This is a genomic window from Bacillus sp. V5-8f (assembly GCF_002863565.1).
GTDB lineage: Bacteria > Bacillota > Bacilli > Bacillales > DSM-1321 > Peribacillus.
In genome coordinates this window covers 115,073-131,592 of sequence record NZ_PGUW01000001.1, presented here as the reverse complement: position 1 = coordinate 131,592, position 16,520 = coordinate 115,073, and the positions used below count along the sequence as shown (strand labels likewise).

11 protein-coding genes and 1 riboswitch are annotated in these 16,520 nt (G+C 41.9%); of the genes, 6 read left to right on the top strand and 5 right to left on the bottom strand.

From position 1 onward, the window contains the following. Positions 1 to 144 precede the first annotated feature (144 nt). Positions 145 to 3,630: a S8 family serine peptidase gene (locus CUU64_RS00495; protein WP_180954411.1), complete on the top strand. Its 3,486-nt coding sequence runs from the start codon at positions 145 to 147 to the stop codon at positions 3,628 to 3,630. A gap of 182 nt (positions 3,631 to 3,812) precedes the next feature. Continuing rightward, positions 3,813 to 4,229 carry a YkvA family protein gene (locus CUU64_RS00490; RefSeq protein ID WP_101631316.1) on the top strand — a complete coding sequence of 139 codons (417 nt, stop codon included), beginning with the start codon at positions 3,813 to 3,815 and terminating at the stop codon, positions 4,227 to 4,229. Positions 4,230 to 4,316: 87 nt separating this feature from the next. Here CUU64_RS00490 and CUU64_RS00485 read toward each other — a convergent pair whose 3' ends face one another. Beyond that, entirely contained in the window at positions 4,317 to 5,027 is a 711-nt protein-coding gene (locus tag CUU64_RS00485; RefSeq protein ID WP_257985338.1) for an N-acetylmuramoyl-L-alanine amidase family protein, read from the bottom strand. 152 nt (positions 5,028 to 5,179) lie between these two features. Then, positions 5,180 to 5,923: an acyltransferase family protein gene (locus tag CUU64_RS22995; RefSeq protein ID WP_257985362.1), complete on the bottom strand. Its 744-nt coding sequence runs from the start codon at positions 5,921 to 5,923 to the stop codon at positions 5,180 to 5,182. A gap of 130 nt (positions 5,924 to 6,053) precedes the next feature. Next, a riboswitch (cyclic di-GMP riboswitch) is annotated at positions 6,054 to 6,138 on the top strand. Positions 6,139 to 6,592: 454 nt separating this feature from the next. Between CUU64_RS22995 and CUU64_RS00475 the strand changes: the two genes are divergently transcribed. After that, the gene (locus tag CUU64_RS00475; protein WP_101631314.1) at positions 6,593 to 6,922 is read left to right on the top strand and encodes a DnaD domain protein; all 330 of its coding nucleotides are present in this window, start codon (positions 6,593 to 6,595) and stop codon (positions 6,920 to 6,922) included. Positions 6,923 to 7,045: 123 nt separating this feature from the next. On the opposite strand, the gene CUU64_RS00470 is transcribed toward CUU64_RS00475, so the two are convergent. Next, complete coding sequence (locus CUU64_RS00470; RefSeq protein WP_101631313.1) at positions 7,046 to 8,287, bottom strand: sensor histidine kinase; 1,242 nt, start codon at positions 8,285 to 8,287, stop codon at positions 7,046 to 7,048. 532 nt (positions 8,288 to 8,819) lie between these two features. On the opposite strand from CUU64_RS00470, the gene CUU64_RS00465 reads away from it, so the two are divergent. Then, a complete protein-coding gene (locus CUU64_RS00465; protein WP_101631312.1) occupies positions 8,820 to 9,368 on the top strand; it encodes a transposase in 549 nt (182 codons plus the stop codon). 96 nt (positions 9,369 to 9,464) lie between these two features. Here the strand turns inward: CUU64_RS00465 and CUU64_RS00460 are convergent, their stop codons facing one another. Next, a complete protein-coding gene (locus CUU64_RS00460) occupies positions 9,465 to 10,205 on the bottom strand; it encodes a polysaccharide deacetylase family protein (protein ID WP_101631311.1) in 741 nt (246 codons plus the stop codon). 545 nt (positions 10,206 to 10,750) lie between these two features. Between CUU64_RS00460 and CUU64_RS00455 the strand changes: the two genes are divergently transcribed. Further along, positions 10,751 to 12,490 (top strand): phospho-sugar mutase, encoded by a 1,740-nt coding sequence (locus tag CUU64_RS00455; protein ID WP_101631310.1) that lies wholly within the window; start codon positions 10,751 to 10,753, stop codon positions 12,488 to 12,490. A 168-nt stretch (positions 12,491 to 12,658) separates the two neighbouring features. Beyond that, positions 12,659 to 13,780, top strand: coding sequence for a S1C family serine protease (locus CUU64_RS00450; protein WP_101631309.1), 1,122 nt, complete (start codon positions 12,659 to 12,661; stop codon positions 13,778 to 13,780). A 93-nt stretch (positions 13,781 to 13,873) separates the two neighbouring features. Here the strand turns inward: CUU64_RS00450 and CUU64_RS00445 are convergent, their stop codons facing one another. Next, positions 13,874 to 16,345, bottom strand: a complete 2,472-nt coding sequence (locus CUU64_RS00445) for a YhgE/Pip domain-containing protein (protein ID WP_180954410.1) — start codon at positions 16,343 to 16,345, stop codon at positions 13,874 to 13,876. Between the last annotated feature and the right edge of the window lie 175 nt (positions 16,346 to 16,520).

The following is a 16,520-nucleotide window of genomic DNA, read 5'->3' as shown; positions in this document are numbered from 1 at the left end:
TGAAGTATTTTCATAGTTTTTACAAAAATAGCGAGCGATCTAATGAAGAAGTCACACAGGTGCATCGCAGTCACTTGGCCATCTAAAACCATCGGCCGCTGCCTACCTGGGTTTCTTGTTTACGGCATCGCGAGGGGGAAATATATGAAGCGATTTGCAAAGAAAGCGGCCATGCTTGCAGTATGTACAGGATTATTGCTGCCTGGTATTCCTATTAATCAAGCAAAAGCCATTTCACAAACCGGGACTACGTTCTCCGGGGTCCAAAAATCCGGCATCCAGAATGCAAACCCATTTGGCCTGGTGGAAAAGCCCGGTGCCAATGAACAGAAACCAACATACAGCGAAGATACAATCCTAATCAAGTACAAAAAGCCATTAACACCAAATGAACATAAACTAGCCGGTGCAACAGTCGTAAAGCTACTCCCAAGCCTTCAATATGTAATCGTTAAAGTAAAAAATAAGAAAGCCCAGGAGAAGGCGCTAACATTGTACTCGAAAAATTCCAAAGTTGTTTCAGCCAGCCCTTCCGCATTGTATCAAAAGCTTGGCGACGTCGATCCAAAAGCGGACAAGCAGTATTATCATTCCATGCTGAACACCGGTAAGGCACAGGCGCTCGCCGGGAATAAGAAAGTGAAGGTAGCGGTGATCGATGGAGGCATTGATCGTAATCACCCTGAATTGAGTAAGAAAGTAATCTCCAGCTACAATGTTTTAAATCCCATTAACCCCGGGCTGTCTGATGAGCACGGCACCCATGTCGCCGGAATCATCGCCGCTGAAAAAAATAATGGCATTGGCGGATACGGAGTGAATCCCAATGCCGAACTGCTATCGATCGATGTTTTCGGGAGATCTTATTTTACAAATGATTACACAATAGCTCAAGCAATCTATGAGGCTATGGAAAAAGGCGCTAAAGTTATAAATATGAGCCTTGGATCCATGGCGGCATCTCCAATCTTGGAAGAAGCTGTCCAAAAGGCGGTTTCGAAAGGTATCACAATCGTTGCGGCAGCAGGTAATATCGCTATGGATATGCCAAGTTATCCGGCGTCCTTTGAAGGGGTAATTAGCGTAAGCTCGATCAACAACCAGAAAAAACTCTCTTCTTATTCAAGTTTTGGTCCTACGGTTGATATTGCGGCCCCTGGAGAGGAGATTTATTCTACTGTCTATGATTATGAGAAAAAATCTACTTTTACATCTTTTAGCGGTACCTCAATGGCTTCACCGGTTGTAGCGGGCGTTGCCTCCCTGTTGTTGGCTAAACACCCGGCCCTTACTCCAGTGCAGGTTGAATATATCCTGGAAAAAACGGCTAGTGATTTAGGCTCATCAGGTTATGACACGAAGTTTGGCAACGGCCTAGTGAATCCAGTTGCTGCATTATCCTTTGATATTAAAAAAATCCCGGCCTTCGTTAAGGAAGATTGGACAGAAAAAGAAATACTTGAAAAAGCAACAGTTGTTCCAACCTCCCAGCCGGTTGAAATCAATCAGTCATTTACCAAACCGTTTGAACAGCACTGGATTAAGTTTAACGTGAAAGAAGGCGAATATATTCAATCGGTGCTGAAAAGCGCAGGGGAATATGACCATAAACTTATGATCCAGTTTTTCTCTGAAAAAGAGAAGCAACAAATAGAAGTAAATAGCGTACGCAATGGAGGTACAGAAGGGAAGCTTATGAAGGCCCCATCTGATGGCACGATTGCAATCGGTGTCAAGGATGTGAATGGAAACTATGATAGTTCTTCAGAAAAAAGAGATTCCTATTCACTTCAGGTCATAAAACAGACAGCTCTTCCCGAAGATACATCCACAATTGATAAAATGCAGGACGTCTCAGCAGTACCTTATTCAAACAGTGAGCATACATTTGCAAGCGGGGACAAGGTTGATAACGACTTTTTTACCTTTAAAACCAATGAAGCAAAACTCTATCATTTCAATTTAACCGGTGTTCCAGGTGTTGATAGTTCGATTATCGTCTATCGAGAGGATCAAATTGTTCCTCCTCAGGAAAAAGGACAGCCACAGCTTTCAGAGGAAGAAAAACGCAATCTATTAAAAGAAGTACTGGAAAGCAGCGAGGCCCCTGCAGAAGCGGTAAGTAACAGGGGAGGCATAAGTGATGGAGAATCCTTATTCTTCAAGGCTGAGCCACAGGTGAAATATATAGTTAAGGTTTCCAATAAACCCGAATACCAAGATGAAATCATGTTCTTTAATGATTTCTTGATGTTTTCATCCGGTAAGAGTGAACCCGAGTCGGCCATTGTACCTTATACGATAACAGTGGACTCCAAGATCGTCCCGGACGATGAGGATGTGTTCCCTCAAGAAGGCAAGGAAGAAACAGAAGATGTCACCACGGAAGAAGATTATTATAAACAACTGGAACAAATGATTAATAACTATCAGGAAAATGCACGTCCTTATCCAGTAGGTGAAAAAGCAGAGGGACATTTGCAGGGCCAGGAGGATTTCGATTTATTCAAGTTTACTCCTGAGAAAACAGGCATCTACAAATTCGAGATTCCAAAGTCCAATGGACAGGGTTTCCTACTTGAAATTGCGCAACTTACGAGCGAAAAGTTGGAAGACGGCCGGACGGTACCAGTGCTTCAATCAGCTGGGGCCAACATCAATTGGAGTGGCTGGGGAGCGCTAACCGAATCATTCTATACTACCCTAAAGCAGGATGAAACCTACTTTATGGCGGTTAACCCGAACGTATTTGAAAACGATTTTTCCTTCCAACCATATCAAATCAGTTCAAATTATGTGTTCGCGGATCAATCAGACCAATATGAAGAAAATGATATTTTCAAAGATCAGGCAAAGCCAATCACTGATGGGGCAAGAATCACAGGAAACTTTGCAGCTCCTAATGATTTAGATTCTTTTTACTTTAAGGCAGGAAAAAGCGGGCTCTATACTACGCTCTTTGAGCGCGGTAAACCGGACAGCAGGCTGGTGAACCAGCTGCCGTCGGAATTGTTTGCTCCTGTATACGGTTCTATCGTGGCAATAGAGGATGTTAATAACAACCAGATATATGATCAAGCGGACTTTGACAGTTATACTATCTTCCAAAATGGTGCGGAAAGCGGAAACACATACGGTTCCTTTAAGGCTGTGCAAGGGAAGGGCTATTTTATTGTGATACTAGGAAGCATAGATGGTGGTCAATATGTAAGCCTTAACCCATATCACTTTACTGTCGCCGCCGCGAGAACCGTGGATGAGGATTCCGGATCCGTTGTGAAAAATAACAAACCGTCCAAACCAATCGCATTAAAAGCGGTGAATTCTAGTACGCAACGCGCTACAGGATACTTAAACGCAGGCAAATCATTAGGTGATGAAGATTGGTACACGTTCACCTTGAAAAAAGACACTAAGCTGCGAATTGACCTGTCATCAGGCAATGAAGCTGATATGGTCCTCTTCCTCTATCAAAGTGGAAAGCAGTTAAGTAAAGTGGACAATTACATGCAGGGAGATACGGAAACTCTCTTTAAAACCCTTAAAAAGGGTACCTACCATATCAAGGTGAGGGACACAAACGGTAACGCAACTATCAAACCATATCAGTTAACAGTCAGCGGAAACTGACTACTTAAACGCCAAACACTTCGGGATGAGTCCCCCTAATGTGTGCATGAATAGCGCCCTAATTCCAATTTTGGAATTAGGGCTGTTTTATTTTAGCGAATGGATCCTTGCTCAAATTTTACATTCCTGGACAAGGTCTATTAAAATGGATGCAGAGCACGGTGTCGAAAAGGAGGATTTTGATGGAGAATCAAAACGAACAAGGATTTGATCAAGAATCGAATGAGCAAGCGAACGAAGCGGGCAAGCATTATTCTGATTCAAAGTTTTGGGCTAAACTGAAAAAGTATGCGATTAAAGCCGGATCCTCGGTTGTTTATTCAGTATTGCTTTTATACTACACACTTCAAAAACCGGAAGTGCCTACAAAAACAAAAGCAGTGATTGTTGGCGCGTTAGGATACTTTATTCTCCCAACCGATTTAATTCCTGACTTTGCTATAGGAATAGGCTATACAGATGACTTGGGGGCACTGGGGCTTGCGCTAATTCAAGTTGCCATGTATATAGATGACGATATAAAAAACAAAGCAAGGCACAAATTAGAAGAATGGTTCGGCAACCAGGTAGACACAACTGACATAGATAAAAAAATTTAAGCGGGGGTCAGTCCCCCGCCGCTGTAACGCGTTACAGCACTGGGGGACTGACCCCTGAAAAAGCTATAGATATTTTGCTTCTGAATTCTATTTAAGATATTTGCTAATCCCATTGGCCATGCCTTGAACAAGTTTTGCCTGATAGGCGCTTGTTGCCATTTTTCTGTCTTCTGTTGGGTTCGACATGAACCCAAGCTCTACCAGAACGGTCGGCGTCTTAGACCAGTTAAAGCCAGTGAGGTCAGTCCGTGGAGTTAGACCGTCCCCTGCCGATTTTTTTGCTTTCGTCGTTTTTATTGTTTCAGTTAGTACGTATACGGCGGCTTGCTTGCTAGTAGCATTTATTTTTTGTGTTACCTTTGCGGAAGGGTATAAAACCTGTATCCCTTCAGCTTTTCGGTTTGTACTTCCATCAGCATGGATACGAATGGTTAAGTTTGCTTTTTTATTATCGCAATAGTTGGCTCTTTGGATATTACTAATGTTTACATTATGTGTGGTACGGGTCATATACACTTTATATCCTTTTTTCTGTAAGGCATCCCGTAGCTTTAGGGCAACTTCCAGGTTTAGTACATATTCCGGTTTTCTTGTTGCAACCCCTTGCGTTCCGGATGTAGTTTTCATTTTCATCGTTTTTGAACCAGGAGCAATAGGCTCCTTTTGGGAATTTTGCTTCCCTTGATGTCCAGGATCAATACAAACTACTTTTTGTGCGGCCTCTGTTTTATTTCCGCTTGTTCCCAACATACCGTATGATGCTATGGCTATTAATAGTACTATGAAAAATTTTCTCACGATGTCCTCCCGATATAATAGAAATGTATCTTTAAGAGACTAGAAAGTCTTATTACTATTATCGACATATATGAGAATATTTTAGGGGAATCCTGGTAAAATAATTTTCATAATCCCAATAGTTTAGTAGTGTTGATTACCGGATTAGCTTATTATAGAACCCTTTTAGCATATGGAAGCCTAATAATAATCAGGGCTGTAATAAAACAACAGACCGTTCCTAAAGAGCGCACCATGAGAAATTTAATGAACGGATGAATAGAGAATAAATGAAAATATAAGCTTAGGCCTACTATTATTGCAGGATGGATGATGTAAACGGTATAAGCAGCTTGGGACATGTGGATTTCAAAGCGATAAGGCCGATTGAGTTTATCATTAAACCAGCTTAGTAATGTGATATTCAGACCAAATGCAACGAATGGTTCCCACATCGCATAGATAAAAGCCTGGAGAGTAAGTCCACCTTCAAAGGCCATGTTCCCTTCAAGGGCTCCGGTTAAAATTAGTCCAATCGGCAGCATAGGGATTGTTAAAATAGCAATCAGAAGCCATTTTTTTACTGGCATCACGGAGATATACTCTAGCCATCCATGATGAAAAGCCATAAATCCCGACACAAACAGAAATATATAAGAAGGGAAGTAGCCAAACTGTAGCCCCAAGGGACCTGTGCCTACAGGATAAAACAATCTCACAAAAAAAGCTGTGAAGCCCAAAAGGATGGACATAACTATCAAAATTTTTGTAGTAGGAAAAGGAAATTTACGCTTTGAGAACTTTTTTAGAACAAGCGCACGGCCCAACCCATAAAGAATCGTAAAAATAAGGAGCGCTTCAACAAACCATAATGGCCTAATGTGAATTGTGTTAAAACTGAAAACTCTCCATTCTATATCCCTCTTTTGTCCTCTCAGACTAAGAATTTGTCCATTCGAACAAAAAAATGTAAAAATTAACTATTTACATGTTGGTAAATATGGTAAAATATTCCCATAACAATTTACTCACTTAACGCCTTACACAATCAGTAAAGGGCAAACCTAATTGAAAGATAGGGACGCAAAGTCACAGATCTAAAGCTTATCGCTATGATGGCTGGACTTCCGGGTTGTTTTCAAAGGAGTTGTTTCATTTGAAAATTAAATCCCATTCTTTGCCGCCTGTTTTATACAAAACCACGAGTATTCATTGTTACCTAGTGAATGGGTCAGAAGTGGAAAGAAAAGAGGGATTTATAATATGAGTTTAAAGGACAATAGTAAGTTTTACCGAGATTTGGTTCAGCGACAGGCTCTACTGCACGAGTTAGATAAGAAACCTAGTAAATCAGAATCCAAGCGACTAGTAAACCTAGAGGAAACTTTAAATAGAATAGAAACAAAGTTAGATATCTTGTTAATGCAAAAGGGGAAGTAATAAAACTGAATGTATCTAAATACGCCCTTCTATAAGAGAAGGGCTTCTTCACTTTTGGAAATTCGTTTCTGAAACTTATTCCTTACCGTTGCCTACCATTTTATTATTTACTGCAACATTGCACTCTGTGCTAAAGGAGACCGTATATGGACCATTTGACTATAACCTTGTTAGAAAAGATGTTTAGAGAAACAACACCAGAAGAAATGCTACGGCGTCAATTTGTGGGAAAAGAAGTTAGCGTTTGGGAAATGGAAGTCATCAAACCTCTTCAGAATAAGGGGCTATCTGATTCCGTTATCAATGTATTGCTACAATATGTGGCAGAGTTGCACGGGAAACTGGAAAGACAACATGTTCTAGAGGTAGGGGCATCCTGGGCCAAACAGAAGGTTCAAACAACAAAGAAAGCAATGTGTCTGGTGGACGATCAAATTAAACATAAATACTTACAAATCTATGGTGTAGAGAGTTAAGCGAGGATGTTTTGGTGCTGTTTAAAAAGTGTAAGTTTCAAGCCCTTCTAAAATCAGAAGGGCTTTAACATTGGTTACTAAAAGTAAAGCATTGCGTTAAAGCAGTGGGGGACTGACCCCATTTTAATTATGTATGGGGAATGAAATTTGAAATACCGTTCCTTTTTCAGGTTCACTTTCTATCTGTATTGTTCCTTTCATTGCCTTAACAATGCTAAAGACCACCATCATACCAAGCCCAGTGCCTTTAGCTTCCTTCGTGGAATAATAAGGTTCACCCAACCGCTCGATTTGTTCCCTGGTCATGCCGACTCCTGAATCTTTAATATGAATGGTCACAAGAGTAGAATTTGCTGCTGTTTCAATATATAAACACCCACCGCTTGGCATGGATTCAATTGCATTTTTAATAATGTTCAAGAAGCATTGATGAAATTTTTGCCGGTCGCCCTTAATATAGCCAGTTGATGAAAACTTTGTGTTAACAAGAACAGAATTCTGATTGGTCAATGGCTGTAAAATAGTAAGGACGTGGGCAAGTTCTTCTGAAACATTTAATTTTTCCAGTGTATGCAAGGAAGGTTTCGAGAAGGTTAAATAATCTTGAATGACCCGTTCTGCAGACTCCAGTTCCCCTTTTACAAGTGAGAGATATAGGTTCCGTTTCTTTACATCCAAGTCCTCTTCTTGAAGCAATTGCACAAATCCCAGTGCAGCTGTCAAAGGATTCCTGATTTCATGCGAAATGGCTGCTCCCATTTGTTCAACCGCTTCTAACTTTTTCGTTTTTACAAGATGCTGGTGGATAAGAAGGTGTTTTCTTACAAATTCAATACAATATGCGATCAGGCCTACCCCAAACGGTGGAATTACCATATAGGCGATCCAAATATCCCCTCTTAAATAAGATGGGCTAACCAATGAAATACATATGAGTGATGTAAAACTAATAATTGTAGTTAAGATTACAGCACACAGGATTCTATTTTTTGGTGTCTGCTTCCAAAACCAAGGATGAATCTTCCACAAAAAAACAAGCAAAAATCCATACAACAATAAATTTGGCAGAAAACCAACCCCAATGCCAAAAAGACAACGCGTCATGATAGCTACAATGGAAAGCATCGGGCCTATACCCATGTAAAGGCCGCCGATCACCACAGGAATATTCCGTAAATCCAGGCGAAATCCATCGCTGACTTCATATGAAAAAGAAAAACAAACCAATAAAGAGGATACGAAGTAAAAAGTGGCATTCGCTCTGGAAATCCGCTTAGTTCTAGACCTCTCCGACCATACCAAGCACACAAACAATAAAATAAATAGTAATGCGAAATTAAACAAAAAATGCTTGGCTATATCCATTTTGCCACCTCCTCGGGGTCAGTCCCCCACTACTTTACCGTACTAAACCACGTGTTATATTTTTATATTTATTTTTTAGGGTTTGGATACTAGCTTCGCAAATACCTTCGCTCAGGTACGAACAACCTAGCATGATAATCCAGGTCGGTAGGTCCGACTTTATTGAGGTAAAATTCTCTACCATATGACTAGCTATAGACTTGTCCTGTGTGTGGGCGAAGGTCTTATTGAGTATTCCTTCTAGGATAAAACGATTCGGACCTTATCCAGTAATACTACCGCGATGAAACCATGATGAAACCATGATGTCTTGGAAGTATAATACATATTCCCTATTACTATTTATTCAAGATTCGACATAAAAAATCCTCTTTAGGGGGTCAGTCCCCCACCCCTTTAAAGCTTTAATGGGATGGGGGACTGACCCCCTAGATAAATTTGTCGTTTTTTATGATTTCAAGAAGGAGAAAGCATGATAGGATCGAATATTTAGTGTGGAAGAAAAATTTATCTAAGAAGGGATGTTGTTATTTTGGCAAGAAAGCCCAGGGTATGGTTCCCCGGTGCGATGTATCATATTACCAACAGGGGAAACCGCCGTTCGTCCATTTTCCTTGATGATAAGGATAAAATGAAATACCTCGAGTTACTAGAAGAAACCCGTTCAGCCCATCCTTATATTCTCCACGCCTATTGTTTAATGACCAACCACACTCATCTTCAACTCGAAACCATCGAAACCCATCCTAAGGAAATCATGAAAATGCTAAACTTCCGGTATGCAATATATTTCAATAAACGCCATGAACTCGATGGTCATGTCTTTCAAGGCCGGTACGGGTCAGAATTAATCGATTCACGAAAGTACTTTCTGGATGTAAGCAGGTATATCCACTTGAATCCAGTTGAGGCCGGTTTGGTTAAGAATCCGGGGGATTATCCATGGAGCAGTTATACAGTTTATGAATCCGGCCAGCCAAACACTTTAGTGACGACTGAAAAGATTTTCTCATGCTTTGATGATCCAAAGCTATATAGAGAATATGTACGGGGGAAGATCCCCGAAGTATCACAGCGCTAAGGCGGTGACGGATAGAATCCTGGTTTATCGTGTTAACACGATAAGGGGTATCTCTCTATGTTTTACAGCGTTAAAGCGGTGGGGGACTGACCCCAATCACAGCCTTTTGTCATTTGCAAAGTTCACAACGATGTGGTGTTTTGGGTCGTATATTCGAAATTCGTAGCCTTCTTTTTTGTACTGATCAATAATGGCGGGCAGCATCTGAACCGTTTGCCTTCTTTCATGCAATAGAATGACTTCTTGCGGTTTACCCGATTTCTTCTTCACATTGACTAAAATTTGCTGTGGATTCTTGGCGAGAGCCCAATCCCTGGAGTCAATCGTCCAATCCCACATCTTAAACCCTTTCTTAACCGTATAATCCCTCATCGCCTTGGTCATGTATCCGCTTCCATATGGAGCGCGGGTTATGAGGCTAGAAAAACCAGTAATTCTCTTCAGCGTTGTCTGGGTTGTCACCATTTCATTGGCAAAGTTTGTAGAATTTGTTTTATATAATCTCCGTGAGTCATGACTCACACTATGGAGCCCTGGATAATTACCTTCTTTCACCATTCGCCTGGTCACCCCTGGATAGTTCTTCATGTTGCCATCTATCATAAAAAAGGTTGCCTTCACCTTTTTCTTTGCCAAAATATCGAGTAATTGATGAGTAAATACCGAAGGCCCGTCGTCAAAAGTGAGATATACTACCTTAGGCGGTTTGGGAGGTGCGACTGGTTGGGATGCCGCCTGCGCAATGGAACGGTTTGTGCCTAAAAAACTTAAACTCAAAACAAAGAAGGCAATCAGCATAAACAATAATCTTCTCATGCTTGAAATTCTCGCCAACATAATGGATTTCCCCTTTTTCCCTATAATTTTTTTAATCTACCTGACTATATGTCTAAAAACCCCTCCTGATAACACGAACGGCTAGCGAAGAAACAAATTTCCTTTTATATCTATGTGACGCTCAAATAACCAAAAAGTTTCATGATTTCAAGAAAATTTTACCATTTATTATTACTATTTTACTATTTTATTTTTCCTAATGATATCTCCAATTCATAACAATACTTGTATAATAAGGTAAGATGTAACCAAATTTTATGAAAACACGAGCTCTATAGAACTATTTATGGATCAAGGTAGTAGGTTAGGACTGCTGGGAATATTCATGATGTCAATCTTAAGCGGCCTCATCATTAAAAAGAAGACCATTAGTTGACGAAACTCAACTGTAGGGAAGCGCAGAAAAGTGCTTATAAACAAAAATCAAAAAATGGAAAAAGTGGCAGAAGGAAAAGAGCTACTGGAAAAAGAAGTTATATAAGGAGTTAAACCTAATATATTTCTTAAGATTTGTTTTTGCATAATGAGGGAAAGGGGCGAATTAGTTGAGCTGGACAGATACATATTCAACATGGAATAATTATCAAAATTTAGACAGGGAGCTGCGTTTGCTTCTCGACGAACTAGGTGGAGAGGAAAGTAAGCTTGAGGATGCTTTTTATAGAAATTTAGAATTCGGGACGGGGGGCATGCGTGGGGAAATCGGCGTCGGCACCAACCGGATGAATATCTACACAGTCCGAAAAGCATCAGCAGGGCTTGCAGACTATATTAATGCATCCGGAGAAGAGGCAAAAAAGTGCGGTGTCGTGATTGCGTATGATTCTCGCCATAAATCTCCGGAGTTCGCAATGGAAGCGGCAAAAACGCTCGCGACCAAAGGCATTAAGGTATACGTGTTCGACGAGCTTCGGCCGACACCTGAGTTATCGTTTGCGGTAAGGTACCTAAACGCTTTTTCCGGAATCGTGATAACTGCCAGCCATAATCCGCCTGAGTATAATGGCTATAAAGTGTATGGTCATGACGGTGGGCAACTGCCACTCGATGCTGCTGATAAAGTAATTGAATATGTAAATTCCATTGAAAATGAACTGCTTCTGGAAGTGGAAGAAGAGGCAGTTTTAAAGAATAAAGGATTAATCGAAGTGATTGGCCCGGAAATCGACGAAGAATATAACCGAAACTTACTGACTGTATCAGAGAATCCAGGCCTCTCCCAGGAAGTCGATGTAACAATCGTATTCTCACCGCTTCATGGTACATCCAATAAATCAGTCCGTAGAGGCCTTCGGGATCTCGGTTATAACAACGTACATATTGTAAAAGAACAAGAATTGCCTGATGCAAATTTTTCTACCGTAACATCTCCTAATCCGGAAGAGCATGCGGCATTTGAATTGGCAATAAAGTTAGGTAAAGAAGTTTCAGCAGATATTCTCATTGCCACCGACCCCGATGCAGACCGTCTAGGAATCGCAGTAAAGGATGAAGCTGGCGAGTATGTGGTTTTAACTGGAAACCAAACGGGAGCATTGTTTCTCGACTACCTTTTAACGCAAAAAAAGGAAAAGGGGACAATTCCCTCAAAAGGTGCAGTCCTAAAAACGATCGTGACATCAGAGATCGGACGTACGATTGCCAGCCAGTATGGCCTGGAAACAATTGATGTATTAACAGGCTTTAAATTCATAGCGGAAAAAATAAATGAATATGAACGTACAGGAAGCCATTCGTTCGTTTTTGGATACGAGGAGAGTTATGGCTATTTGATCAAGGATTTTGCCAGGGATAAGGATGCCATCCAGGCCGCCCTGCTTGCAGTGGAAGTTTGCGCCTACTATAAAAAACAAGGCAAGACATTACACCAAGGACTCCTTAGCGTGTTTGAAAAGTATGGTTTTTACTTAGAAGGCTTGCGGTCGCTTACACTAAAAGGAATAGAAGGAAGCAAGCAAATCCAAGGGATCCTGAACGAATTTAGGGAAAATCCGCCTTCAGAGCTTGCATCGCAAAAGGTAGTTATACGGGAGGACTATCAGAACAGCACGAAATATACGGTCGCATGGAAAGAAGAAGAAACGATTGAACTGCCAAAATCAAATGTGTTGAAATACTTCCTGGACGACGGCACATGGGTGTGCCTTCGCCCATCAGGTACAGAACCAAAAATCAAATTTTATTTCGGTGTCCAAGGTAGCACAATGGAAGAAGCCCGTGAAAAACTGGCAACCGTTACCGATGAATTTATGGAGAAGATTGATGAAGTTATGCAAGTGAAATAACTGTGGGGCAAGGTTCCCTCGATATTTAGCCGCTGGATTTCCAGCGGTTTTTTAGTGCGAAAATTTGTAGGGATTCCAACTGAAGCTTTAACATGCTTGAAACAAGAAAAATCCTGCCGATATTACTGGAGAGGAAAATATAGGAATATAGCAGGGGGATAATATACTATGAAAGCGGTATGGAGAACCAAATCTTTGTTCGTTGCAACAGGAATTATGTTTTTATTATCGGGTTGCGGCACCAGGGAGGAAGCGGCACCAGCGGCCGGACCTCAAACCGTTGTAAAAGAAGTAAAAACTGTACAGGTAGTAGAAAAAGAGAAACAAGCAGCACCGGTCAAGAAGGAAAAAACCTTAAAAGAAATCATCCAGTTTTCCGAGAGTAAAGTATTTCAGGTAGCTACCGATTCTGCGTTAGGGTCGGCATTTCTTTATGACAATAAGGGTCATATCGTAACGAATGCGCATGTTGTTACCGGTTACAAGGATGTCGAGGTTCGAACCGTTAATGATGAAGTACTTTATGGTACCGTAATCGGCATTGGGGATGATACAGATGTAGCCGTTATTCACGTACCGGATTTAGAGGGACACGAACCGCTGTCAATGGCTACAAGCCAGGCAGTGAAAGGCGAGGAAGTGATTACCTTTGGAAGCCCGAATGGGTTGAAGGATTCTGTTTCAACAGGAATTATCAGCGGCCTTAACCGGGACTTACAGATTCCTCCTTTTACATATGAAGATGTCTATCAAACGACGGCTCCTATTTGGCCGGGGAGCAGCGGCGGGCCATTAATCCACAAAGAAACAGGAGAAGTGCTCGCGATAAACAGCGCTTCCTATATTAATCAGGAGGCACTCGGGTTTTCGATTCCGATTCAGCAGGTGAAACAGTTTATTGATACATGGATTGCTAATCCAATGCAATGGGAGGAAGTTCAGGAATACGAGGATTTCTATAATGACTATGATTTATGGGAGATTCCGGACGAAGCTTACTCTGAATACGAAGACAGCTGGGAGTCCGATCAGGGCTATACAGAAGAAGAGGCTTATGACGAATCTGAATCCAGCTACGAAGAATATACTCCTGAAGAAGACAGCAGTACTTATCCTGATGAAGAATATTATGAGCAAGAAACCGAAGAGACTTATCCCGAAGAACCTGCGGTAGAAGAAAATACTGATGAGGTTCCTGAGGATGATTATCAGGAAGGCGAAATGGTAGAAGAGGAAGAAACTGAAGTGCCATATGAAGGAGAAGTTGAATCTGAACCTTCAGAGTATTGATTGGTTTTATAAATCTAATTATCCGATTTAATTATGAAGCAACAAAAAGACGGCACCAGTTTACAAACTGATGCCGTTTCCTTGCTTTATTGGCTAAGCCACTGCTTCATTTTGTTCGATCCGCTTATTTGAACGGAAGAAAATGATCACTAAGGATAATACCGCAAACACAGCAAGGAACACAAAAAGTGCGCTGATATTTGCCCAGAATGCTCCGTAGTGGTTTAACGTAATAATCGATTTGTAGCCGCCGATTGAGTAGGTCATTGGCAAAATCTTGCTTAGCGCTTGTAAGTTATCCGGCAGCATGTGTATCGGCAGGGCAGAGCCTGTTGTTGATAGCTGAAGTACAAGGAATGTGAACGCTATAAAGCGGCCGATATTGCCTGCCAATAATACTAGGAAGAATACAATCGTTAAGAATGTTAAGCTTACAAGAACAGAGAACCATATTAAGCTGAAACCGTTTGCCGCATTCGATTTTAGGAAAAAGGAGGCAAACACAGAGACAATCAGAGCCTGGGCTACTGCTAAACCAGCCATGTTGCCAAATTTGCCAAGGTACCATCTAAAAGGTGAAACCGCTGTTATTGCCGGCTTCTTCAAGTCAAATAACAAGGACATCAGCAGAACGCCGACAAACAAGGCTAATGACAAGATGTATGGAGCGTTAGCATAACGGTATTTCGGGAACTTGTTGATCGTTTCACCGGCTAATTCAACAGGGGCTGCAAACTGAGAAATGTTGTTGTCGCCAGTTTTGATTGCACCGGTTTTTTCAGCTCCGCCTGCAAGGCCTGTTGCCAGTTCCTTACTACCATCTTCTACTTTGGCTATGCCATTATCTACCTGTGTTACACCGTTCGTTAAAGTACCCCATCCGGTTTTTACGCTTTGAGTACCGTCGCTAACCTGTGTCATGCCGTTATTAATTTTGCCTGCGCCTGTGGTTAGCTCACCCCATCCGGTTTTAACCGTTTGGTTACCGGCTGCAACCTGTCCTGCACCGTCTTCCAGTTTTGAGACACCTGCCGTCATTGTTTTCCAGCCGGCATCTACCGCTTGGTTTCCGCTGCTAATTTGCGCAACAGAATTAGTCAATGTACCCCAGGAAGAATTCACTGTGGCATTGCCGGCAGCGAGAGCTCCCGTACCGGAAGCTAGTTGCTGTGCACCGGCATTTAATTTTTGGGCACCAGCCGTAAGTTCGGTCTGGCCGGCAACTAATTGGTCAAGTCCACCTGCAAGCGCTTTCACTCCAGGCGCTACTTGTCCAGAGATTCCATCGGCCACACTCTTGGCTCCAGCGCTTAATGCAGGAGTTTTCTGGGCCATGTCGCCTGCCCCGGCTGCAACCGCTTTACTTCCTTCACGAAGTTTTTGGAAGTTAGGATCTGCCATTAGAATAGGTCCCAGGACAGGATGCTTGCTCAGCTGTTCAATTCCATCAGCTACCTGTTGCGTACCGACCGCTAAGCGCTGTGACCCTGCGTCAACAGCTGAGGTACCATCAGCTACCGCTTTCGTGCCAGGTTCTAGTTTCGCCATACCTCCATCCAGTTGGTTGCTTCCTGCTTCAGCAGTTTTCAACCCAGCGAGGATTTTAGCAGCTCCTGCTTCGAGGCTCGCACTGCCAACAGCCAGTTGGTTAGCACCGTCATCGATTTGCTTGGCACCATCAGCCAATTTGCTGATATTTCCGGAACTTCCTTGCAACGACTTCAAAAGTAATCCTGTGCCATTCGCAAGCTTTGTAATGTCGCCTTGTTTTTGCTGCAGGTTTTGCAGTAGCGTATTGGTTCCGGAATGTACCTGGCTGGCTCCATCAGCGAGCTTTGCAATGTCGCCTTGCTTGCTGGCAAGGGAAGTGTGCATCGTGTTTGTACCCGCTTTTAATTCTTTCGCTCCATCAGCAAGCCTGTTGATATCAGGAGCTTTTTCGTTCAATGACGATACAATCTTGCCTGTACCATCATGAAGCTTCGCGGATCCTTCATTGATTTGGGTTGCTCCGTCTGCACCTTCCTTGAACCCGGTTGAAATCTCACCCATGCTATCAAACAAAGTCTTTGTATAGGTTTCGGTAATCTTGTCCGCCAACTGATTTTTAATTCTCTCAGTGGCATTATTTGTGACCTGGGCCGCCATAAAATGCAAGCCTTCATTTTGGATGAATTTCAATTGGGGCTTTTGAGGATTTTCATCCAACACGGTTGTCACTTTTTTCGAGAAATCTTCAGGAATTTCGATTACCATGTAATAATCGAGATCTTTTAATCCTCTTTCGGCCTGTTTAGAATCAACAAACTCCCATCCCAAGGTATTGCTTTTTTTCAAATCGGCCACTAAATCTTCCCCGACGTTGATTACCTTATCGCCCGACATCGCACCGGTATCCTTATTAAGCACGGCTACAGGCAGACTCTTAAGGTTGTCGTACGGACCCCAGTTGGCTGTAAGGATGATTCCCGCATACATCAGAGGCACTAGTAAAACAGCTATAATGGCAATTAGAAACCCCTTCCTGTCGCCCAGGCCGCCGGGCTGCAAACCAAGACCTTTCATAAATTCCCTCCCACTCATAAAATTTTTAAAGAAAAAATGAATGAATGTTCACCCATTATCTCTTTGAATTCTATATATTCTGAATAATATAATCAAATCCCTTCCTCGTTTCTCTATTTTTTTGCATAAATTGATAGTTTTTGTCTAAAAGATATGAGATATGGCCTATAAGTGT

Excerpts from the sequence above, each read along its gene's own strand:
- CUU64_RS00475 (WP_101631314.1), top strand. The coding sequence starts at position 6,593 with ATGGACCATTTGACTATAACCTTGTTAGAAAAGATGTTTAGAGAAACA.
- CUU64_RS00490 (WP_101631316.1), top strand. The coding sequence starts at position 3,813 with ATGGAGAATCAAAACGAACAAGGATTTGATCAAGAATCGAATGAGCAA.
- CUU64_RS00470 (WP_101631313.1), bottom strand. The coding sequence starts at position 8,287 with ATGGATATAGCCAAGCATTTTTTGTTTAATTTCGCATTACTATTTATT.
- CUU64_RS00495 (WP_180954411.1), top strand. The coding sequence starts at position 145 with ATGAAGCGATTTGCAAAGAAAGCGGCCATGCTTGCAGTATGTACAGGA.
- CUU64_RS00450 (WP_101631309.1), top strand. The coding sequence starts at position 12,659 with ATGAAAGCGGTATGGAGAACCAAATCTTTGTTCGTTGCAACAGGAATT.
- CUU64_RS00460 (WP_101631311.1), bottom strand. The coding sequence starts at position 10,205 with ATGTTGGCGAGAATTTCAAGCATGAGAAGATTATTGTTTATGCTGATT.
- CUU64_RS00445 (WP_180954410.1), bottom strand. The coding sequence starts at position 16,345 with ATGAAAGGTCTTGGTTTGCAGCCCGGCGGCCTGGGCGACAGGAAGGGG.